The organism is Streptomyces sp. RP5T (assembly GCF_003933965.1).
Lineage (GTDB): Bacteria > Actinomycetota > Actinomycetes > Streptomycetales > Streptomycetaceae > Streptomyces.
In genome coordinates this window covers 1-17,597 of record NZ_RSAJ01000135.1, presented here as the reverse complement: position 1 = coordinate 17,597, position 17,597 = coordinate 1, and the positions used below count along the sequence as shown (strand labels likewise).

At 71.9% G+C, this 17,597-nt stretch carries 14 protein-coding genes; 6 read left to right on the top strand and 8 right to left on the bottom strand.

The features are described 5' to 3' along the window. The first annotated feature begins 82 nt into the window (after positions 1–82). Genes EHS43_RS16750 through EHS43_RS16735 form a run of 4 tightly spaced genes read left to right on the top strand, consistent with a single transcriptional unit; the run spans position 83 to position 3,957 of the window. A complete protein-coding gene (locus EHS43_RS16750; RefSeq protein WP_125191572.1) occupies positions 83–910 on the top strand; it encodes a zf-HC2 domain-containing protein in 828 nt (275 codons plus the stop codon). Next, positions 907–1,767 (top strand): ABC transporter ATP-binding protein, encoded by an 861-nt coding sequence (locus tag EHS43_RS16745; RefSeq protein WP_125191571.1) that lies wholly within the window; start codon positions 907–909, stop codon positions 1,765–1,767. Before EHS43_RS16750 ends, EHS43_RS16745 begins: the two co-directional genes overlap by 4 nt. Then, on the top strand, positions 1,764–3,308 hold the full coding sequence (locus EHS43_RS16740; protein WP_125191570.1) for an ABC transporter permease: 1,545 nt from the start codon (positions 1,764–1,766) through the stop codon (positions 3,306–3,308). Before EHS43_RS16745 ends, EHS43_RS16740 begins: the two co-directional genes overlap by 4 nt. Further along, positions 3,295–3,957 carry an ABC transporter gene (locus EHS43_RS16735; RefSeq protein ID WP_125191569.1) on the top strand — a complete coding sequence of 221 codons (663 nt, stop codon included), beginning with the start codon at positions 3,295–3,297 and terminating at the stop codon, positions 3,955–3,957. Before EHS43_RS16740 ends, EHS43_RS16735 begins: the two co-directional genes overlap by 14 nt. Before the next feature lie 68 nt (positions 3,958–4,025). Here EHS43_RS16735 and mshD read toward each other — a convergent pair whose 3' ends face one another. After that, on the bottom strand, positions 4,026–4,952 hold the full coding sequence (gene mshD, locus EHS43_RS16730) for a mycothiol synthase (RefSeq protein ID WP_125191568.1): 927 nt from the start codon (positions 4,950–4,952) through the stop codon (positions 4,026–4,028). A 145-nt stretch (positions 4,953–5,097) separates the two neighbouring features. Between mshD and EHS43_RS16725 the strand changes: the two genes are divergently transcribed. Both EHS43_RS16725 and EHS43_RS16720 read left to right on the top strand, forming a co-directional pair. Further along, a complete protein-coding gene (locus EHS43_RS16725; protein ID WP_125191567.1) occupies positions 5,098–6,897 on the top strand; it encodes a bifunctional UDP-sugar hydrolase/5'-nucleotidase in 1,800 nt (599 codons plus the stop codon). A gap of 497 nt (positions 6,898–7,394) precedes the next feature. After that, positions 7,395–9,179 carry an ABC transporter ATP-binding protein gene (locus EHS43_RS16720; protein WP_125191566.1) on the top strand — a complete coding sequence of 595 codons (1,785 nt, stop codon included), beginning with the start codon at positions 7,395–7,397 and terminating at the stop codon, positions 9,177–9,179. Positions 9,180–9,236: 57 nt separating this feature from the next. On the opposite strand, the gene EHS43_RS16715 is transcribed toward EHS43_RS16720, so the two are convergent. From EHS43_RS16715 to EHS43_RS16685, 7 genes are all read right to left on the bottom strand, one after another. Beyond that, positions 9,237–11,000 (bottom strand): immunity 49 family protein, encoded by a 1,764-nt coding sequence (locus tag EHS43_RS16715; RefSeq protein WP_125191565.1) that lies wholly within the window; start codon positions 10,998–11,000, stop codon positions 9,237–9,239. Positions 11,001–11,090: 90 nt separating this feature from the next. Continuing rightward, entirely contained in the window at positions 11,091–13,130 is a 2,040-nt protein-coding gene (locus EHS43_RS16710) for a pectinesterase family protein (protein WP_125191564.1), read from the bottom strand. Between the two features lie 79 nt (positions 13,131–13,209). Beyond that, the gene (locus EHS43_RS16705; RefSeq protein ID WP_125191563.1) at positions 13,210–14,067 is read right to left on the bottom strand and encodes a hypothetical protein; all 858 of its coding nucleotides are present in this window, start codon (positions 14,065–14,067) and stop codon (positions 13,210–13,212) included. Positions 14,068–14,200: 133 nt separating this feature from the next. Beyond that, entirely contained in the window at positions 14,201–15,673 is a 1,473-nt protein-coding gene (locus tag EHS43_RS16700) for a HAMP domain-containing sensor histidine kinase (RefSeq protein ID WP_125191562.1), read from the bottom strand. Then, positions 15,670–16,407 carry a response regulator transcription factor gene (locus tag EHS43_RS16695; protein WP_125191561.1) on the bottom strand — a complete coding sequence of 246 codons (738 nt, stop codon included), beginning with the start codon at positions 16,405–16,407 and terminating at the stop codon, positions 15,670–15,672. The genes EHS43_RS16700 and EHS43_RS16695 overlap by 4 nt, the downstream gene beginning before the upstream one ends. 108 nt (positions 16,408–16,515) lie before the next feature. Beyond that, positions 16,516–16,695 carry a hypothetical protein gene (locus EHS43_RS16690; RefSeq protein WP_125191560.1) on the bottom strand — a complete coding sequence of 60 codons (180 nt, stop codon included), beginning with the start codon at positions 16,693–16,695 and terminating at the stop codon, positions 16,516–16,518. Positions 16,696–16,721: 26 nt separating this feature from the next. After that, on the bottom strand, positions 16,722–17,597 hold an 876-nt coding region (locus EHS43_RS16685), incomplete at its 5' end, for a S1C family serine protease (protein ID WP_125191559.1).

Below are 17,597 nucleotides of genomic sequence, written 5' to 3'. Positions count from 1 at the left end.
GACGACGGCGGGGCTCGGCGTGGGAGTGGTCGTCGATTCGGCCGCAGGGGTCGGTGTGCGTGCGAGTGGAGGAGGTGGCGGCATGACCTGGCATGTGGCTGAAGAAGATCTGCGGGCTTATGCCCGGGGCGAGTTGGCCGCCCCCCTGCTCTGGTCCGCCGACACCCACCTGGCCGCCTGTGCCGAGTGCCGGGCGCTGCTCGCCGGGGTCACCGACCCGGTGGTGCTGGGCGCCGGGTGGGAGCGGCTGGACGCCGAATTGGACGTACCCCGGCCGGGGTGGCTGGAATCGCTGCTGACGCGGGTCGGGGTCGCCGACCACACCGCGCGGCTGCTCGCGGCCACGCCGGTGCTCAGGCGCTCCTGGCTGGCGGCCGTGGTGTTCCTGCTGCTGGTGACCGTCGGCGCGGTGCACACGACGGAGTCGCCGACCCTGTTCCTCGCCCTCGCCCCGCTGCTGCCGCTGGTCGGCGTGGCGCTGTCCTACGGTCCGGCGCTCGACCCGACCTACGAGATGACCGTCGTCGCGCCCACCCACGGCTTCCGCCTGCTGATGATCCGCACGCTCGCCGTCCTGGTCGCGGGCCTCGGCCTCAACGGGCTCGCCACCCTCGCCCTGCCCGGCTACGGCCTGCGCGCCCTGGCCTGGCTGCTGCCCGCGCTCGCCCTCACCGCGACCGGTCTCGCCCTCACCCCGAGGCTCGGCCCGGTCCTCGCGCCCTCCCTGGTCGGCGGTGCCTGGATCGCCGTACTGCTGGCCGCGCAGGCCGTCCAGCAGGCGAACACCGACGCGCTCGCCCCGTTCACGGCGGCCGGGCAGGGCGTGGCCGGAGCGGTCACCGCGCTCGGTGCCGGGCTGCTCTTCCTCCTCCGCGACCGCTTCGACCTCTTCAACGGGAGTGCCGCATGACCCCCACCGTCTCCGCCTCCGGGCTCCATCTCCGCTACGGCGGCACCCGTGCCCTCGACGACGTGTCGCTGCGGCTGACGCCGGGGGTGACCGGGCTGCTCGGGCCCAACGGGGCCGGGAAGACCACCCTGCTCAGGGTGCTCGCCACCGCCGTGCCCCCGGACCGGGGCGCCTTCACCGTCCTCGGTCACGACCCGGCCGGTTCGCGTGGCCGGCAGCAGGTCCGGCGCTCGCTCGGCTACCTGCCGCAGAGCCCGGGGTTCCACCCGGACTTCAGCGCCTTCGAGTTCGTCGACTACGTGGCGATCCTCAAGGAGCTCACCGACCGCACCGCACGCCACCGCGAGGTGCGGCGCGTGCTGGAGGAGGTCGACCTCGGGGACGTACGCGCACGGCGCATCAAGAAGCTGTCCGGCGGGATGCGGCAGCGGGTCGCGCTGGCCGCCGCCCTCGTCGGCGACCCCGGCTTCCTCGTCCTCGACGAGCCGACCGTCGGTCTCGACCCCGAACAGCGCATGCGGTTCAGGGAGTTGATCGCGCAGGCGGGGGAGGGGCGGACGGTGCTCCTGTCCACCCACCAGACCGAGGACGTGGCGATGCTCTGCCACCGTGTCCTGGTCATGGCCGACGGCCGCATCCTCTTCGAGGGCACCCCCGCCGAACTGGCCGCACGCGCGGCCGGCCGGGTGTGGAGCAGCACGGAACGCGCTCCGGGTGCCAAGGCGGGCTGGCGCACCGGCACCGGCTCCTTCCGCAACGTCGGCGACCCGCCCGCCGGTGCCGACCTCCTCGAACCCACCCTGGAGGACGGCTACCTGCTCACCCTGGACGACCGGGCCACGGAGGTGGCCGCATGAGCCTGGCGACGAAGACGGTGGCCGAGTCCGCCGCCGTACCCGCGGACGATCCGCGACGGGCCTGGGCCGCCGTGCTCGCGCTCGCCCGCTTCGAGGCCCGCGACCTGCTGCGGTACATCCCGGTGCTGGTGACCCTCGTGCTGTACGTCGGTTACACCGCCTGGCGGCTGTTCCACCAGCAGGACGGCATGGATGCCTTCCCGGCGCTCCAGAACGCCGACCGCGACACCCAGGACGGGCCCCTGCTGCTGGGGATCGCCCTGTTCGTGTGCGTCAACCGGTGCACGCTGCGCTCCCGAAGGCGCGGTACCGACCGGCAGTTCGACGTGCTGCTCATGGAGCCGTGGCGACGGACGGTCGCGCATGTGCTGTCGGTGGTGCCCTTCGCCGTCGTCACCGCGCTGGTCGTGCTCGCCGAGTTCACCCGGGCGGCACTCAGGGCGGGCGCGGTGGGCCACGGCTCACCGGCCGAACTGGCCGTCGGTCCCCTGTACGTGCTGCTGTGCGGCGCGCTCGGCGTGCTGCTCGCCAGGCTGGTCCCGACCACGTTCGCGGCGCCGGTCGGCGTGATCGGACTCTTCGTCTTCGGCGTGTTCCTCTCCGCGGGCACCGACGGCGGCGAGTGGGCGCGGTGGCTGCCGCCGGTCGTGGGCGAGACCAGCATGAACACCGTCCTCCCGTCGGACCTCGTCGGCCGCCCGGCGGCCTGGCACGCGCTGTATCTGACGGGACTGATCCTGCTGCTGACTCTCGGCGCGGTCCTGGTGAGCGGCGGCCGGACGCTGTCCCTGAAGGCCGGCGCGGCGGGAGCGCTCGCGCTGACGCTGGCCGGGGCGGTGGGCCAGTCGGCTGGTGTGTCACCGGAGTTGACCGCCGCCCGCGAACAGGCCTCGGTCTCCCCGCAGCGGGACCAGTCGTGTGTGCGGCACGGCGGCTCGACGTACTGCGCCTTCCCCGAGTGGACCGGCCGGGCCGGCGACTGGGCGGGCGTCGTGGACCGCGTCCAGTCGCTGGCCGGCGGCACGGCCGCCCGGCAGCCCCTTCTCGTACGGCAGCGGGTCGAGGCCCGTTACGGACTGGACGGGGACTCGGCGCTCGAACCGCTCACCACCCCGCACCAGGTCACCGTGGGCACGCGGTGGGGCGGCAACCGGGTCCCCGAGTTCGCGGTCGCCGTCGCCTATGTGCTGGTCACCGGTGACGAGTCGAAGGGCGGCGAACTCTGCGACGGGCGGGTGGTCACCACGATGTGGCTGGCTCTCGGCGGGGCTTCCCACCCGATGACCGACCTCGCGAACGTCCGGCTCGACGACAGCGTCACCGGGTCCGCGAGCGTCCTCGCCCCCACCAGCGGGTTCTACATGACGGCCGGACAGACCTACGTCGTACGGGAGTTGCTGCGCCGGCCGCAGGGTGAGGCGACCGCCGCCGTGCAGCGGCACTGGGCCGAGCTGACCAGGCCCGGGGTCTCGACGGCCCAGGTGGCGCGGGTGCTGGGGACCGAGGTGCCGAAGGGGGAGCGGGACTGTGCGCAGGAGTGACGGGGGCGCCCGAGGGGTGCTCGTGGTGGCCGTGGCGCGGACCGTGCCGTGGCGGGCCGTCGGCGCCGGGGCGGTCGTGGGCCTGCTGGTCGCCGGTCTGCCGCGGCTGCTGTCCGGCCCGCCGGACGCCTGGCTCGGCCTGAACGTTCTCCGGGCCGCCGCCCTCGTCTTCGCCCTGGGCCTGGCCTTCCTCCTCGACGATCCGGCCCGCCGGCTCACCGCCCCCGTGCCCACCCGGCGTTGGGTGCGCACGGGGCTGCGGGTCGCGCTGGTCGTCCCGGTCGCCGCGCTGTGGTGGGCGGCCGCGCTGGCCCTGGTGCCGGAGGAGGCCCGGCCGCCTCTCGGAGCGGTCACCCTGGAGGCGGCCACGACGGCCGCCCTCGCGCTGGCCGCCGCGGCGCTGGCGGTCCGCTGCACCGACGAACCCGAACCCGGCCCTTCGGTTGCGGCCGGCGTCCTGACCCTGGCCCTCCTCGCCCCTCTTCTGCTCCCTGCCCGCTGGGACCTGTTCGTCCCGCTGGGCGCCCCGGACTGGGAGGCGGCGCACCTGCGGTGGGCCGTGGTGCTGGCGGGTGCGCTCCTGCTCGGAGCGGCCTGCGCGCCGGAACCGGTGCACGCCCTCGGAGCCCGCCGGGCGCCCGGACTCTGAGGGAGCCGGCCGGGGCGGGCGGGGCGCCGGGAGCATGACTCGTCGAGTGCGCTCGGTGCCGCCGGACCTCACGTCTCCGTGCGGTACATCAGATCCGTCTCGTACGTCGTGAAACCGAGCCGTTCGTACACCGAGACCGCCGCCTTGTTGTCGGCGTCGACGTAGAGCATCGCGGTCGGCAGGCCCTGGGCGGCGAGGTGGCGCAGGCCGATCGTGGTGAGGGCCTTGCCGAGGCCGCCGCCCTGGGTGCCGGGGCGGACGCCGAGGACGTAGACCTCGCCGAGCTGCTCCGCCGCGTGCACCTTGGTCCAGTGGAAGCCGACCAACTCGCCCTCCCGGAAGGCGAGGAAGAAGCCCTGGGGGTCGAACCAGGCCTCCGCCTTGCGGTCGTCGAGGTCGCGCTGGGTCAGCGAGCCCTGCTCGGGATGGTGGGCGAACGCGGCCGCGTTCACCGCCAGCCAGGCGGCGTCGTCCTCGCCGGGGACGAAGGCACGGACCGTCACGCCCGCCGGGAGCACCGGGTCGGGCAGCTCCAGGCCGGCCAGCGGGCGCCGCATCTGCCGTAGCTCACGGAAGAGGGTGAGGCCGAGGACCTGGGCGAGGTGGCGGGCGGCGCTGTGGCCGCCGTGGGCCCACACCCGCAGCCGTTTGCCGGAGGCCGCGAGGAGCGCCGAGCCCAGGGCGCGGCCGTGGCCGTGGCCGCGGTGGGAGGGGTGCACGACCAGCTCCGCGGCCGGCGCCTCCACCGGGTCGGTGTCCTCCAGCTGGGCGTATCCGGCCAGTTCGTCGCCGCTGTGCAGCAGCAGATGGGACACGCCCTCGCGGGCGCCGCCCCTGAGCTGCAACCTGCCCTGTTCGGACACCGCTTGTTGGCCGTCGGCCTCGGCGGCCTCGGCGAGGAGCCCGAGGACGGCCTCGGTCTGGTCCGGCGAGAGTGCCGAAAGGGTCTCGATGGAGCGGGAGATGCCGGGGCGTGCGATGTCGTCGCTGGTCATGGCTACGAGGGTAAGGGCAGGTCAGGGCAAAGCGGCGGCAAAGAAGCAACCAGGATGTAACCGCGAAACCTCTGTTGCGCTACGCGCGTTGACCCTAGGCTGCGCCGGACGGGGGCCACTCTCACATCCGGATTCAGGGGGGCGTATGCCAGCCAAGTCCCAGCAGCAACAGCGTCGCAGACGTACGTACCGACTGGTGGCCGCGGCCGCCGGTCTCGCGACCGTCGGGGCCCTCGCCGCCGCGCTGCCCGCGGGCGCGCACGACAGCAAGCACGGGAAGCCGCTGCCGAGCCGCTACCAGGACGTGCAGTTGCTGTCCTTCAACGACCTGCACGGCAACCTGGAGCCGCCGTCCGGTTCCTCCGGCCGGGTCACCGAGCTCCAGGCGGACGGGACGACGAAGACGATCGACGCGGGCGGTGTCGAGTACCTCGCCACCCATCTGCGCGAGGCCCGCAAGGGCCACGCCTACTCCGTCACCGCGGCGGGCGGCGACATGGTCGGCGCCTCGCCCCTCATCTCGGGCCTCTTCCATGACGAGCCCACCATCGAGGCGCTGAACAAGCTCGACCTCGATGTGACGAGCGTCGGCAACCACGAGTTCGACGAGGGCGCGAAGGAACTGGGCCGGCTGCAGAACGGCGGCTGCCACCCCACCGCCGGCTGCTACACCGACGAGGAGTTCGAGGGCGCCGACTTCCCCTACCTCGCCGCGAACGTCCTGGGCGAGAAGACCGGCAGGCCGATCCTCAAGCCCTACTGGGTGTGGAAGAAGAAGGACGTCAAGGTCGGCTTCATCGGCGTCACGCTGGAGGACACGCCCGGTGTCGTCTCCGCCGAGGGCGTCAAGGGCCTGAAGTTCAAGGACGAGGTCGAGACGATCAACAAGTACGCCCGCGTGCTCCAGAAGCAGGGCGTGAAGTCGATCGTGGCCCTCATCCACGAGGGCGGTCAGCCCGCCTCGGGCTCCTACAACTACAACTGCGACTCTCCGGGCGCCGGCGACGGCATCTCCGGCCCGATCGTCGACATCGCCAAGAACATCTCCCCGTCCGTGGACGCGCTGGTCACCGGCCACACCCATGCCGCGTACGTGTGCACGATCCCCGACCCGTCGGGCAAGCCCCGCATGGTCACCTCGGCCGCCTCCTTCGGCCGCCTCTACACGGACACGACGCTGACGTACGACCGCTTCACCGGCGACATCGCCCGCACCGCCGTGAAGTCGGCCAACCACGTGGTCACCCGGACCGTCGCCAAGGCGCCCGACATGACCCAGCTGATCGGCAAGTGGAACACCCTCGCGGCGCCCATCGGCAACCGCCCGATCGGCTACATCTCCGCCGACGTCCCGAGCACCGGCACCGAGTCCCCGATGGGCGACCTGATCGCCGACGCCCAACTCGCGTACGGCAAGGGGCTGGACCCCGAGACCGACCTCGCGCTGATGAACCCGGGCGGTGTCCGGGCCGGCCTGACCTACGCGGCCAAGGGCACCGAGGGGGACGGGGTGGTGACGTACGCCGAGGGCTTCACCGTGCAGCCGTTCTCCAACACGGTGAACCTCCAGGACTTCACCGGCGCCCAGCTCATCAAGGTGCTCCAGGAGCAGGTGAGCGGCTCGAACGCGGCCTCGCCGAAGATCCTGCTGCCGTCGGCGAACCTCACCTACACGCTCGACCTGACGAAGACCGGCGCGGACCGGATCGTCGTCGACTCCGTGCGGCTGAACGGCACGGCCGTCGACCCTGCGGCCACCTACCGCGTCGCCACCAACAGCTTCCTCGCGGGTGGCGGCGACGGCTTCACCACCCTGGGCCAGGGCACCAACGACCTCGTCGGCGGTGACGACCTCGCCGCGCTCGTGGCATACCTGACGGCCAACTCCTCGGCGGGCAGCCCGATCGCGCCGCCGGCCGCCAACCGGATCACGGTCGTGCAGTAGACCGCAACGCCGAGTCGCACGGCCCCGCCGACCAGTCACCGCCCCACGGGCGGAGGCGTCGGCGGGGCCTTTTCGTGTTCCGTTCCTAAATTCTGTGTGAGCCCTTCGATTCTCAGGCTATGCATATCCAGTCTTATTGAGGTCTAAGGCGAAAAGGCTTTTTCGCTCGCAGGAGTGCCGTAGTGTTTTCCATGTCGGAAGCGAACGACATGAACGCAATGGAATTCGCTGACGCATCAAAGGAATCCACAGGAAAGAAGGGCACAGATATGAGCTTCCACAAGATCGTCCCCGTGAAGAAGGCCGCCAAGCCCGCGCCGGCCCCGAAGAAGAAGGCGCACAAGAAGTCCGCGCCGAAGCGCCGCCCGGTCGCCCCCAAGGGCTGACACGGCACGCCACGAGGCGGGGCAACCGGTCGGCGAGTCCGTCTCGCCCCCGGGGGCCCCGCCTCGGCCGTCCGCGTCGCCCGGGACCGCCGTATCTGAAAGGGAGCCCTCATGACGGAAGTCCGCGCGGCCTTCCGCCGTTTCTGGCCGCTGACCCTCGGCGACCGCAAATGGCTGGCGGCGATCGTCGCGTGCGTGGTGGTGTCCGCGCTCGCCGAGACCGCCGCGATCCTGCTGTTCGCGGAGCTCACCGACACCGCCCTGAAGGCCGGTTCGCTCTCTGCCTTCTGGGGCCCGGCCGCCGCCTGGCTCGCCGTGGCCGCGCTCGGCGCACTCGTCGGCTACCTGGGCAACTCGCTCGCGACCTGGACCGCGGAGAGATTCGTCCTGCGGCTGCGCGCGAAGGTCTTCCGGCACCTCCAGGGCCTGCCCCCGCACTTCTTCCAGCAGCACCGCCACGGCGACCTGGTCGAACGCCTCACCGGTGACGTCGAGGCCATCGAGCAGATGGTCGTGTCCGGCGTCGTCGGCACGGCCGCCGCCGCGTTCTCGGCGCTCTTCTACTCGGCCGCCGCCCTCTACCTGCGCTGGGACCTTGCCCTCGCCACCTTCGTCCTCGCGCCCCTGTTCCTGTTCGCCGCCCGCCGCTTCTCCGGCCGGATCAGGGAGGCCGCACGGGACGAGCGGGTCGCGGACGGCGCGATCACCTCCGTCGTGGCGGAGTCCCTCGGCAACGTCGTGCTGACCCAGGCGTACAACCGCCGCCGCGACGAGGAGCGGCGCCTGGACCGCGAGGCCCGCGCCTGGATGCGGGCGTCCGTGCGCGGGGCACGGCTCAGCGAGATGTACGAGCAGTTCGTCGAGGTCGTCGAGACGCTCTGCGTGCTCGCCGTGATCGGTCTGGGCGTGTGGGAGATCTCGGCCGACCGGATGACACTGGGCCAACTGCTCGCCTTCGCCGCCTTCATCGGCTACCTGTACCCGCCGGTCCGCAGCCTCGGCCAGCTGGGTCTGACCCTCACGGCGGCCACCGCGGGCGCCCAGCGCCTGAACGAGATCCTGGACGCGAGACCCTCGGTCGGCGACCCGGCCGAACCCGTCCCTGCCTGGCCGGTCCGCGGCTGGGTCGGCTTCCACGGCGTGCACTTCCGCTACCCGGCCGCACACCGCGACTCCCTCACCGACATGTCCTTCACGGCCGCCCCCGGCGAGCTGGTGATCATCACGGGCCCGAGCGGCGCCGGCAAGTCCACCCTGTCCAGGCTCCTCACCCGCTTCTACGACCCCTCCGCGGGCGTGATCACCCTGGACGGGGTTCCGCTGCCGCACCTTGGCCTGGAGTTCCTGCGGGAGCAGATCGCCCTGCTCCCGCAGGAGACGCTGATCCTGGGCGGCACGATCCGCGAGAACATCGGGACGGGCCGGCCGGGCGCGAGCCACGCGGAGATCGAGCGGGCGGCCCGGGCGGCCGCCGCCCACGACTTCATCGCGGCCCTCCCCGAGGGGTACGACACCGAGATCGCTCCCGGCACGGCGGCCCTGTCCGGCGGCCAGCTCAAGCGGATCACCATCGCTCGCGCGATGCTCCGGGCCGCGCCCGTCCTCGTCCTCGACGAACCCACGGCCGGTCTCGACTCGGTGGCAGCCCGTCAGGTGGTCCAGCCCCTGCGCCGGCTGATGTCCGGCCGCACGACCCTCATGATCACCCACGATCTGAGCCTGGCCCCGGACGCGGACCGGATCCTGGTGGTGGACGACGGACGCCTGGTGGAGGCGGGCACCCACGCCGAACTGGCGGCCCACCGGGGCGCCTACGCCCGCCTCCTCGGCCCGCTCCCGGAGGACACGGTGACCCTGCGCAGGCTGCCGGACGACACGATGATCCTCAAGCGCTGACCCCCGGCGCTGACGCGCCGTCCGTGCACCACGCTCCGGCCGGTCCGAGGGCCCCGGTCAGAACGGCCTCGCCGCCTCCAGGATGCGGGGCGGCAGATACGGTGATCGCACCCTGATCTCCCAGCCCCGTCGGCGCGCGTGGCAGGTGAGGGCCAGGATGTCGAGGCTGAGGGCGGCGTCGGGGTCGGAGGGGCGGTCGGCGACGGCGTAGTGGTCGCGGTGGGCCGTCAGGGCGTCCAGCAGGGCCAGGTTGAAGCTCTCCTCGTCCCCCTCCACGAGCTGGGAGAAGAGCACCGCGGGCGGTGTCAGGAACCCCTGGTCACGGGCCTTTCCGGTGTCCCGCAGGGCCTCGTCCGTGGCGGGCTCGGGATCATCGCCGCGCAGATAGGCGTGCAGGGCCCGGCGGTAGGGGGCCGACACGGAACGGTCCGGGCCGACGCGCTCCGGGCCCGCCAGGACCAGCGGCGCCAGGTGCTCCCGCCTGCCCGTGATCAGCGCGAGGTGCACCGCCCGGTGCCAGGCCCCCGGCCCGGCGTCCTCGTCGTGGCAGGCGGGGTACGTCACGGTCCGGCCGTCGATCGTCACCGGCACGTCGGTGCCCGGCTCCGCCAGCGTCGTACGGAACAGCGCGGCCCCGAGCTCCGCGGCCAGCCGCAGGTTCTCCAACTGGGCGTCGCTCGCGTCCTCCGTGTGCGCGGCGCGGGTCCGGAACAGCAGCTCCTGATACGTGACGGCGTAGGCCAGTTCGAAGGTGGTGAGCGACTTGCCGGGCACCGGCGTGACGGCGTCCCGGGTGTACCGCTCGAACTGCTCCTCGCTGTCCGGGTCCAGGGGGAGCGGCTCCAGGGCCCGCCCGAACTCCACCACCCCCGCGGCGAGTTCGGCCACCGCGTCCGGGCGGCGCTCCCGGCCGTAGGGCCCCACCCGCGGCGGGGTGGCCCGGAACCCCGTGACCAGCGCGTCCGGCAGGTAGTCGCTGTCGACGGCCGGCGGCCAGCCCTCCTCGCGGTGTGCCAGTGCCGTCAGGGCGATCGGCAGGAGGGGGAGGAGACTGCCCGGCCGGGCCCCGGGTCCGCGGGTGCCGGTCAGCGGCCGCAGCAGCCCCGCGACCGCCTCGCCGAAGGCCTCCCGGTCGCCCGCGGCCAGCGCGCGCAGCGCCCGCAGCCCGATGCCGTACGGCTGGTCGGCGAGCTGTCGGCCGCTCTCCGCCTCCAGCGCCCGGACCCGGTCGAGCGCCGCGTCGAGTGCGGCCAGCTTCCGCTCGCGGGAGGGCGGGTAGGTGGCGTCGTCGTCACCGGTGTCGCCGATGACGTACGCCATGAAGCCGTTGATCAGTTCGGCGTCGGGGTGGCCGGCGCGGCCCTGCTGGGGCGCCTCGCGGGCGAAGTGGAAGGCCTCGCCGTGCCATTGCGTCTTCTCGACGAGGATCGCCAGGCAGAAGGCGTCCAGCCACTTGGCGGCGGTGAGCGGCTCCGGGGTGCCGCCGGGCTCGCGGTCGTAGACCAGGCCCCAGTTCGGGTAGCTGAGGAAGACCTCGAAGTGGTCGCGCGGGAAGTACGCCGCGTACGCCACCGCGCCCGCGGCCGCCTCGGCGGCGTCCTCCAGGACCGCCTTCGCCTCGGGGGAGTGGAGGTCGGGGGTCTCCACCGAGAGCGCGCCGAGGTACTCGACGAACTCCTGGGCGATCAGCCACCACTCCCACGCCGTCACCGGGCCGGCCTTGGACAGGGAGTGGACCTGCGAACCGATCCTGTTCGCGAAGTCCTTCCGCACCGCCGAGACGGCCGCCTCGCCGACCCGATGCCGCTCGATACGCACCATTGTTCCGCTCCCCCGTCCGACTTCCCGATCTACCGGGCCAGCCTAGATCGAGGGTCTGACACGGCACCGGGAAGCCGGGGAAACAGCAGGTCAGGAGGTGCTCGGCGTCCAGCCGGCCAGCCAGTCGGCGACCTCCTGGTCCGCGGCCTGGGCGTCGGTCAGCTGCGGCCGCTCCGAGGAGGCCGCGCCCGAGCCCGCACCGGTGTTCCGGTACTCCGCGAACCGGTCGCCCTTCCAGGAGAAGCCGCTCATGTCGGTCCACGGCGTGGACTTGATCGCCGCGCTCAACGAGGTGTTGCGGACCGTGGCCTGCGGGTCGAGGCTCGCGTCGCCGCCGGCGTGCCAGGGGCGGCCCAGGTAGAAGCTCGCGGACGAGACGTCCCCGTTCACCGTCGAGTTGGCGATGAGGATGCCCTTGCGGTTGGCGGCGGTGCTGGGCGCGGTGACGTACCCGGCCGAGGTGCCGTTCCAGCGCTTCTTCAGCGTGATGACGGACTTGTCGATCACCGCGGTGGCCCGGCCGAAGATGAAGTCGACGTTGCCGACGACGTAGGAGTTCGTCATGTAGACACGGCCGAGCTTGTCCTTGGCCGCGGTGTCCACCAGCAGTGTGTCCTGGTCGCCGCTGACGATGATGCCGTCGAGGAACACCTTGTCGGCGGCGGTGCGCAGGGCGACCGCCTGGCTCGCGATGTCCTGGTGGGCGGCCTCGTCGAAGTCGTTGGAGATCGTCAGGTTGCGGGCCTGGAAGTCGTCGGCCTCGACGGCGACGGTGGCGCTGCCGCCGGTGCCGTACGTCCCCGACCCGTCCGGCTTCTGCGTGCCGGACGCGTTGTTGTAGACGATCACCGTGTCGTTGCGGCTGGAGCCGGTGCCCTGGATGGTCACGTGCGGCTTGTTGGACGGCACCTTGACCAGCTCGCGGTACGTGCCCGGCTTGACCTGGATGACCACCCGCGAGGCGTTGCCCGCCGGTACGGCGTTCACCGCGGCCTGCACGGTCGAGTACTGCCCGCTGCCGTCCTTGGCGACGGTGAGCGTGGTGGCCGCGGCCGCCGTGGTGGTGGCGGACGTGGTCCCGATGGAACCGCGCGGTCCCGCGCCGGACCTGAGCAGGGCGGGGACGTCGGCGGTCCTGTCGAGCGTGTAGGCGTAGTACGTCTTCGGGTCGAAGGCGGTGCCCCCGCTCTCGTTCCTGCCGCTCGTGCCGACGAAGGTGTTGCCCCTCTGGACGATGCTCGCGGTGCTGTCCCTGATGACGGGGTTCTTGAAGCCCTGGAAGTAGGAGTTCTCCAGGACCATCTTGGTCGCGCCGCGCGAGTAGTTGCCGTAGGAGGAGGTGATGTCGGTCCCGGCCACGTCCTCCAGGAAGTTGTTGTAGAGGTGCGCGTGGGCCGCGTTGTCCGTCGACGGATTGCGCTGCTCGGTCTCGCGGATCCAGTTGTGGTGGACGGTGATGTCGGTGACGACGTTCTCCGTCCAGCCGATGCCGAACGCCTTGTTGTCCTGGCTGAGTCTGTTCCAGGAGACCGTCACGTAGGTGCTGTCCTTGCGGACGTCGATGAGTCCGTCGGCCATGTTCCGGAGGTCGTTGTGGTCGATCCACACGTGGTGGGCGCCGTCCATCTGGACGGCGTCGAAGTCGTGGTCCTTGTCGTTCCACACGCCCTGGTAGGCGTCCCGGATGGTCAGGTTGCGGATGATGACGTTGTGCACGCCGGACCCGAGGAAGAAGCCGCCGCCGACGATCTGCCCGGAGGTCCCGGACCCGACGATGGTCTTGTCCGAACGGACCTTGATCTCCTTGCCGACCGGATCCATCGTGATGGTCGCGGCGACGACGATGACGTAAGGCTCGCTCGCGGTCGCGTACTTCTCCAGGTCGGAGAGCGTCTTCACGGTGACGGTCCGCCCGTCCCGGCCCCCGTAAGTGCCGTTCTGACCCAGCGCGTTGACGGAGGCGAAGCCGTCCGCGGTGGCGGTGGCCCAGTCGGGGGCGGCGGTCGTGGCGGCGAAGGCCTCGGGCTGGGCGCCGGGCAGGAGGCCGTAGGCGAGTCCTCCGGCGGCCGTCAGGGCGAGCGGAACACCGAGGGCGAGAGCGGTGGTTCGGCGTCGGCGATGCTGGGCCATGGGGTCATCCGATCCGTGTGGGGGTAGCGACCGCAGAGCAGTCGCCACCCCCACACGGAAGGTTGCCGCCCGAAGTGGCCTACTTGGCGCAGGACTTCGGGTCGAGACTCTCCTGCCACTTGTCCTCACGGCCGTCCGGCCGGCCGTCGGGCAGGAGCTTGTCGGAGACGCCGTCGATGTAGTAGCCGTACGAGTAGACCGTCTTCCAGCTCGCGTCCCGGCCCCGCCAGGTGTGCGCGGTGACCTCGCCGTCGCCCTTGTTCCACTGGTAGTCCTCGACGTAGAACACCGGATTCACGCGGACCACCCGCTGGTACGGCGTCCAGGTGGTCGCCACCTGGGTGCACGGCGGTATCGACTTCTCGCTGCGCCGCTCGAAGGACGAGGTCTTCTCCCAGCCCCACTCGTAGCTCGCGCTGCCGCCCAGGGTGCCGGAGAAGATGCTCTTGGCCAGCGAGAGGCTGATGCTGGCGCCGACGCTCTTCTTGGCGAAGGTCTTGGTGCTGTACCCGCTGACGAAGGTCACCTTGTCCTCGGTCGTGCCGTGGTTGCCGGTCCACTCGGAGGTGCGGACGGGCTCGCCCTTCACGGACCAGGTCGAGGCCTGCGCGTAGCCGCACCAGCCGCGGAACAGCTCCCACGGCCCGGCGGGCACCCACAGCCCGGCCACGTCCCGCAGGTACTCGTCGCGGGTCTTGAACTCGCCGGTGTCGACGTTGAGCGCGCCGTAGACGCCGGTCAGGCTGGTCTCCTGACCGCACAGGCGGTCCAGCATGACGTCGGTGTCCCCGGGGTCCACGCCCCGGACGTTCTGGGCCCCGCCGGGGCCGGCGGCCTGCGCGGTCCCCGAACCGGCCAGCAGCCCGGTGACGGCGAGGGCCGCGGACGCGGCGGCGAGGGCGCTCTTCTTCAGAGTCGATGTACGAAACGGACGCATGGGGGGTTCTTCACTCCTGAGTGCTGAGGACCGGTGCGTGGGGCACCTGTTCGACAACTCCGGAAGCTGGCAGAGAACCCGTGAGTAGGGTCGGGAACGCGGGAGGGTTGACAGGACATCGACAGCTTGGCGTTCAGTGCGCGGCGGCGGGCGTCTCCGGTGGCGGAGTCGGCGCCCCCGGCAGTCGTACGGTCGCGATGGTGCCGCCGCCTTCCGCGCGGCCGAGGGTGACCTCGCCGCCGGACTGCTGGACCGTGCGGGCCACGATGGACAGGCCGAGGCCGGAGCCGGGCAGGGCGCGGGCGCTGGGGGAGCGCCAGAAGCGGTCGAAGACGTACGGGAGTTCCTCGGCGGGAATGCCGGGGCCGTGGTCCCGGACGGTGAGGACGCCTCGGGTGAGGCGGACGTCGATCGTGCCGCCCTCGGGGCTGAACTTCACCGCGTTGTCGAGGATGTTGACGACGGCGCGCTCCAGTGCGGCCGGTTCGGCCCGGGTGTACCAGGGCTCCAGCGAGGAGGTGATGGTCAGCTCGGGCCCGCGCAGCCGCGCCCGGCGCAGGGCCGTCTCGACGGTGTCCTCCAGCGACACGACCTGGACGCGTTCGCCGCGCTGGCCCTCGGAGCGGGACAGCTCCTGCAAGTCCCCTATGAGGGCGGCCAGTTCGGTCATCTGCGCCTTCACCGAGGCGAGCAGGGCCTTGCGGTCGGCCTCGGGGAGGGGGCGGCCGGTCTCCTCGCTGCGGGTGAGGAGCTCGATGTTGGTGCGCAGGGAGGTGAGCGGGGTGCGCAGCTCGTGCCCCGCGTCGGCGATCAGCTGCTGCTGGAGCTCGCGGGAGCTGGCGAGGGAGGAGGTCATCGAGTTGAACGACCGTGACAGCCGGGCCACTTCGTCCTCGGCGTCCTCCTCGACGGGGATGCGGATGCCGAGATCCTCCGTCCGGGCCACGTGCTCGACGGCCTCGGTGAGCTTGTCGACGGGACGCAGCCCGGCCCGCGCCACGAAGAGCCCGGCGGCGCCTGCGCCGAGGACTCCTACGCCTGAGACGAGGAGGAGGATGAGAGCGAGTTCGTTGAGGGTGGACTGGGTGGTCTTCAGCGGAACGGCCACGGTGAGGGCGGCTTCGGTGTACAGCTGAGGCTGTGAGCCCGGACCCTGGTTGACGTACAGGGGTGTGGTCAGCACGCGTACGGGCTTGCCGTCCGCGTCGGTGCCGTTGCGAAGGATCCCCCTCTTGCTGAGTGCGTCCTTGACCACGTTCTGGTCGGCACCGGTGGTCCTGACCCTGCCCAGTGAGTTCGACGAGACGCACGCCTTGCCGTCCGCCTGCACCAGCTGCAGATAGACCTCGTCCCGGATCCGGAAGTCTCCGTAGGTCTCCTCCGGTGTCTGGGGACACTCGGTGAGGGTGGCCACGACCGCCTGCGCCTGCTGCGGCCGCGCCGCGTTCTGCAGATCCTCGTCGAGCTGGTCGTACAACTTCCCCTGCACGATGAACCAGCACGTCACCGACACCGCCGCCACCGCGAACGCCACCGCCGCGGCCACCAGCAGCGCGAGCCGGGAGCGGATCGGCAGGGAGCGGAACCGCCGTACGACCCTGTTCACTCCGCGCCGCCCTGCCGCAGCACGTACCCCACGCCCCGCACGGTGTGCACGAGCCGCGGCTCGCCGCCCGCCTCCGTCTTGCGGCGCAGGTACATGACGTAGACGTCCAGCGAGTTGGAGGAGGGCTCGAAGTCGAAGCCCCAGACCGCCTTCAGGATCTGCTCACGGGTGAGGACCTGGCGCGGATGGGCCATGAACATCTCCAGCAGGGTGAACTCCGTGCGGGTCAGCTCCACCGGCCGTCCCGCCCGGGTGACCTCACGCGTCGCGAGGTCCATCCGCAGGTCGGCGAAGGTCAGCGCCTCGTCGTCCTCGACGGACCCCGCCCCGGCCGCCGCCGCGTAGGAGGAGCGCCGCAGCAGCGCCCGGACCCGGGCGAACAACTCGTCCAGCTCGAACGGCTTGACCAGGTAGTCGTCGGCGCCCGCGTCGAGCCCGGTGACCCGGTCGCCGACCGTGTCGCGGGCCGTCAGCATCAGGATGGGGGTCGTGTCGCCCGCGCCGCGGATGCGCCGGGCGGCCGTGAGTCCGTCCATGCGGGGCATCTGGATGTCGAGGACGACCAGGTCGGGCCGGTACGCGGTCGCCTTGTCGAGCGCGTCCGCGCCGTCCACGGCCACCTCGGTGTCGTAGCCCTCGAAGGCGAGGCTGCGCTGGAGTGCTTCGCGCACCGCCGGCTCGTCGTCGACGATGAGGATGCGCTGGGGGTCACGGTCGCCTTCGGCGGGGCTCATGGCTGGGGATTCCTCGGGTGCGGTGGGGAGAACGGGGGCTGAAGGTAGTGAACCCTGTCAGCCTCGCACGGTTCCCCGTCGGCGCTGAAGGACGTGCTCTCGCGGAGGTCAGCCGCGTACCGTACGGCGGCGGGCGCGGGCCGCGGTCGCCTTGCGGCGGGCCGGTGCCGCGGACGCCACCTCGGGCGCCCGGGGCGCCGGGGCGTGCAGTGCGTACGCCACCTCAAGGGCCAGGGCGAACCCGGCCGGGTCGGTACCGGCCACCGTGTGCGAAACCTGCTCGATCATGACGTACTCCTCGTGCGGGTCGGGGGTCAGCTGTCGGCGCCGCCGGCCCGCAGCGTGGCCAGGTCGGACTTGACGGTGTTGATCGGGATGGAGAAGCCGAGGCCCGCGCTGCCGGCCGTGGACGAGTCCGAAGTGGCCGAGTACATCGCCGAGTTGATCCCGATGATGTTGCCGTTCATGTCGATGAGCGCGCCGCCGGAGTTGCCGGGGTTCAGGGACGCGTCCGTCTGGATCGCCTTGTAGGTCGTCGTGGACGAGCCGGTGTCGCCGTTGAACTGCCGGCCGCCGAACTCGAACGGCCACTGGCCGTTGCCGCCGCCCTGGTTCTGGCTCTGGCCCTCGTCGGTCGCAACGGTCACGTCGCGGTTCAGGGCCGAGACGATGCCGCTGGTCACGGTGCCGGTCAGGCCCTCGGGGGAGCCGATCGCCACGACCTGGTCGCCGACCTGGACGCCGGCGGAGTTGCCGAGGGTGGCCGCGGTCAGACCGGAGGCGTTCTCCAGCTTGATCAGGGCGAGGTCCTTCTTGCTGTCGGTGCCGACGACCTTCGCGGTGTAGGTCTTGCCGTCGCTGGTGCTCACCTTGATGGTGGAGGCGCCGGAGATGACGTGGTTGTTGGTGATGATCTCGCCGTCGCTGGTGGTGATCACGCCGGATCCGGTGGACTCGCCGGCGTTGGAGGTGGCGTTGATCTCGACGATGCTCGGGCTGACCGCCTTGGCGACCCCGGCGACCGTGCCCTTGGCGGAGGACGGCACCACGTTGGTGCTGGTGCTGCTGGAGGCGACCGTGTCGTTGCCGGTCAGTTCCTGGATGCCGTAGGCGGTGCCGCCGCCTATGGCCGCGGCGACGATCGCGACGGCGGCGAGGAGGGCGAGGGGGCCGCGGGTGCGCCGCTGGGG

Bases quoted from the DNA above. Each gene is read 5' to 3' on its own strand.
- EHS43_RS16750 (WP_125191572.1), top strand. From the start codon at position 83: ATGACCTGGCATGTGGCTGAAGAAGATCTGCGGGCTTATGCCCGGGGC.
- EHS43_RS16745 (WP_125191571.1), top strand. From the start codon at position 907: ATGACCCCCACCGTCTCCGCCTCCGGGCTCCATCTCCGCTACGGCGGC.
- EHS43_RS16740 (WP_125191570.1), top strand. From the start codon at position 1,764: ATGAGCCTGGCGACGAAGACGGTGGCCGAGTCCGCCGCCGTACCCGCG.
- mshD (WP_125191568.1), bottom strand. From the start codon at position 4,952: ATGACCAGCGACGACATCGCACGCCCCGGCATCTCCCGCTCCATCGAG.
- EHS43_RS16725 (WP_125191567.1), top strand. From the start codon at position 5,098: ATGCCAGCCAAGTCCCAGCAGCAACAGCGTCGCAGACGTACGTACCGA.
- EHS43_RS16720 (WP_125191566.1), top strand. From the start codon at position 7,395: ATGACGGAAGTCCGCGCGGCCTTCCGCCGTTTCTGGCCGCTGACCCTC.
- EHS43_RS16715 (WP_125191565.1), bottom strand. From the start codon at position 11,000: ATGGTGCGTATCGAGCGGCATCGGGTCGGCGAGGCGGCCGTCTCGGCG.
- EHS43_RS16710 (WP_125191564.1), bottom strand. From the start codon at position 13,130: ATGGCCCAGCATCGCCGACGCCGAACCACCGCTCTCGCCCTCGGTGTT.
- EHS43_RS16705 (WP_125191563.1), bottom strand. From the start codon at position 14,067: ATGCGTCCGTTTCGTACATCGACTCTGAAGAAGAGCGCCCTCGCCGCC.
- EHS43_RS16695 (WP_125191561.1), bottom strand. From the start codon at position 16,407: ATGAGCCCCGCCGAAGGCGACCGTGACCCCCAGCGCATCCTCATCGTC.
- EHS43_RS16690 (WP_125191560.1), bottom strand. From the start codon at position 16,695: ATGATCGAGCAGGTTTCGCACACGGTGGCCGGTACCGACCCGGCCGGG.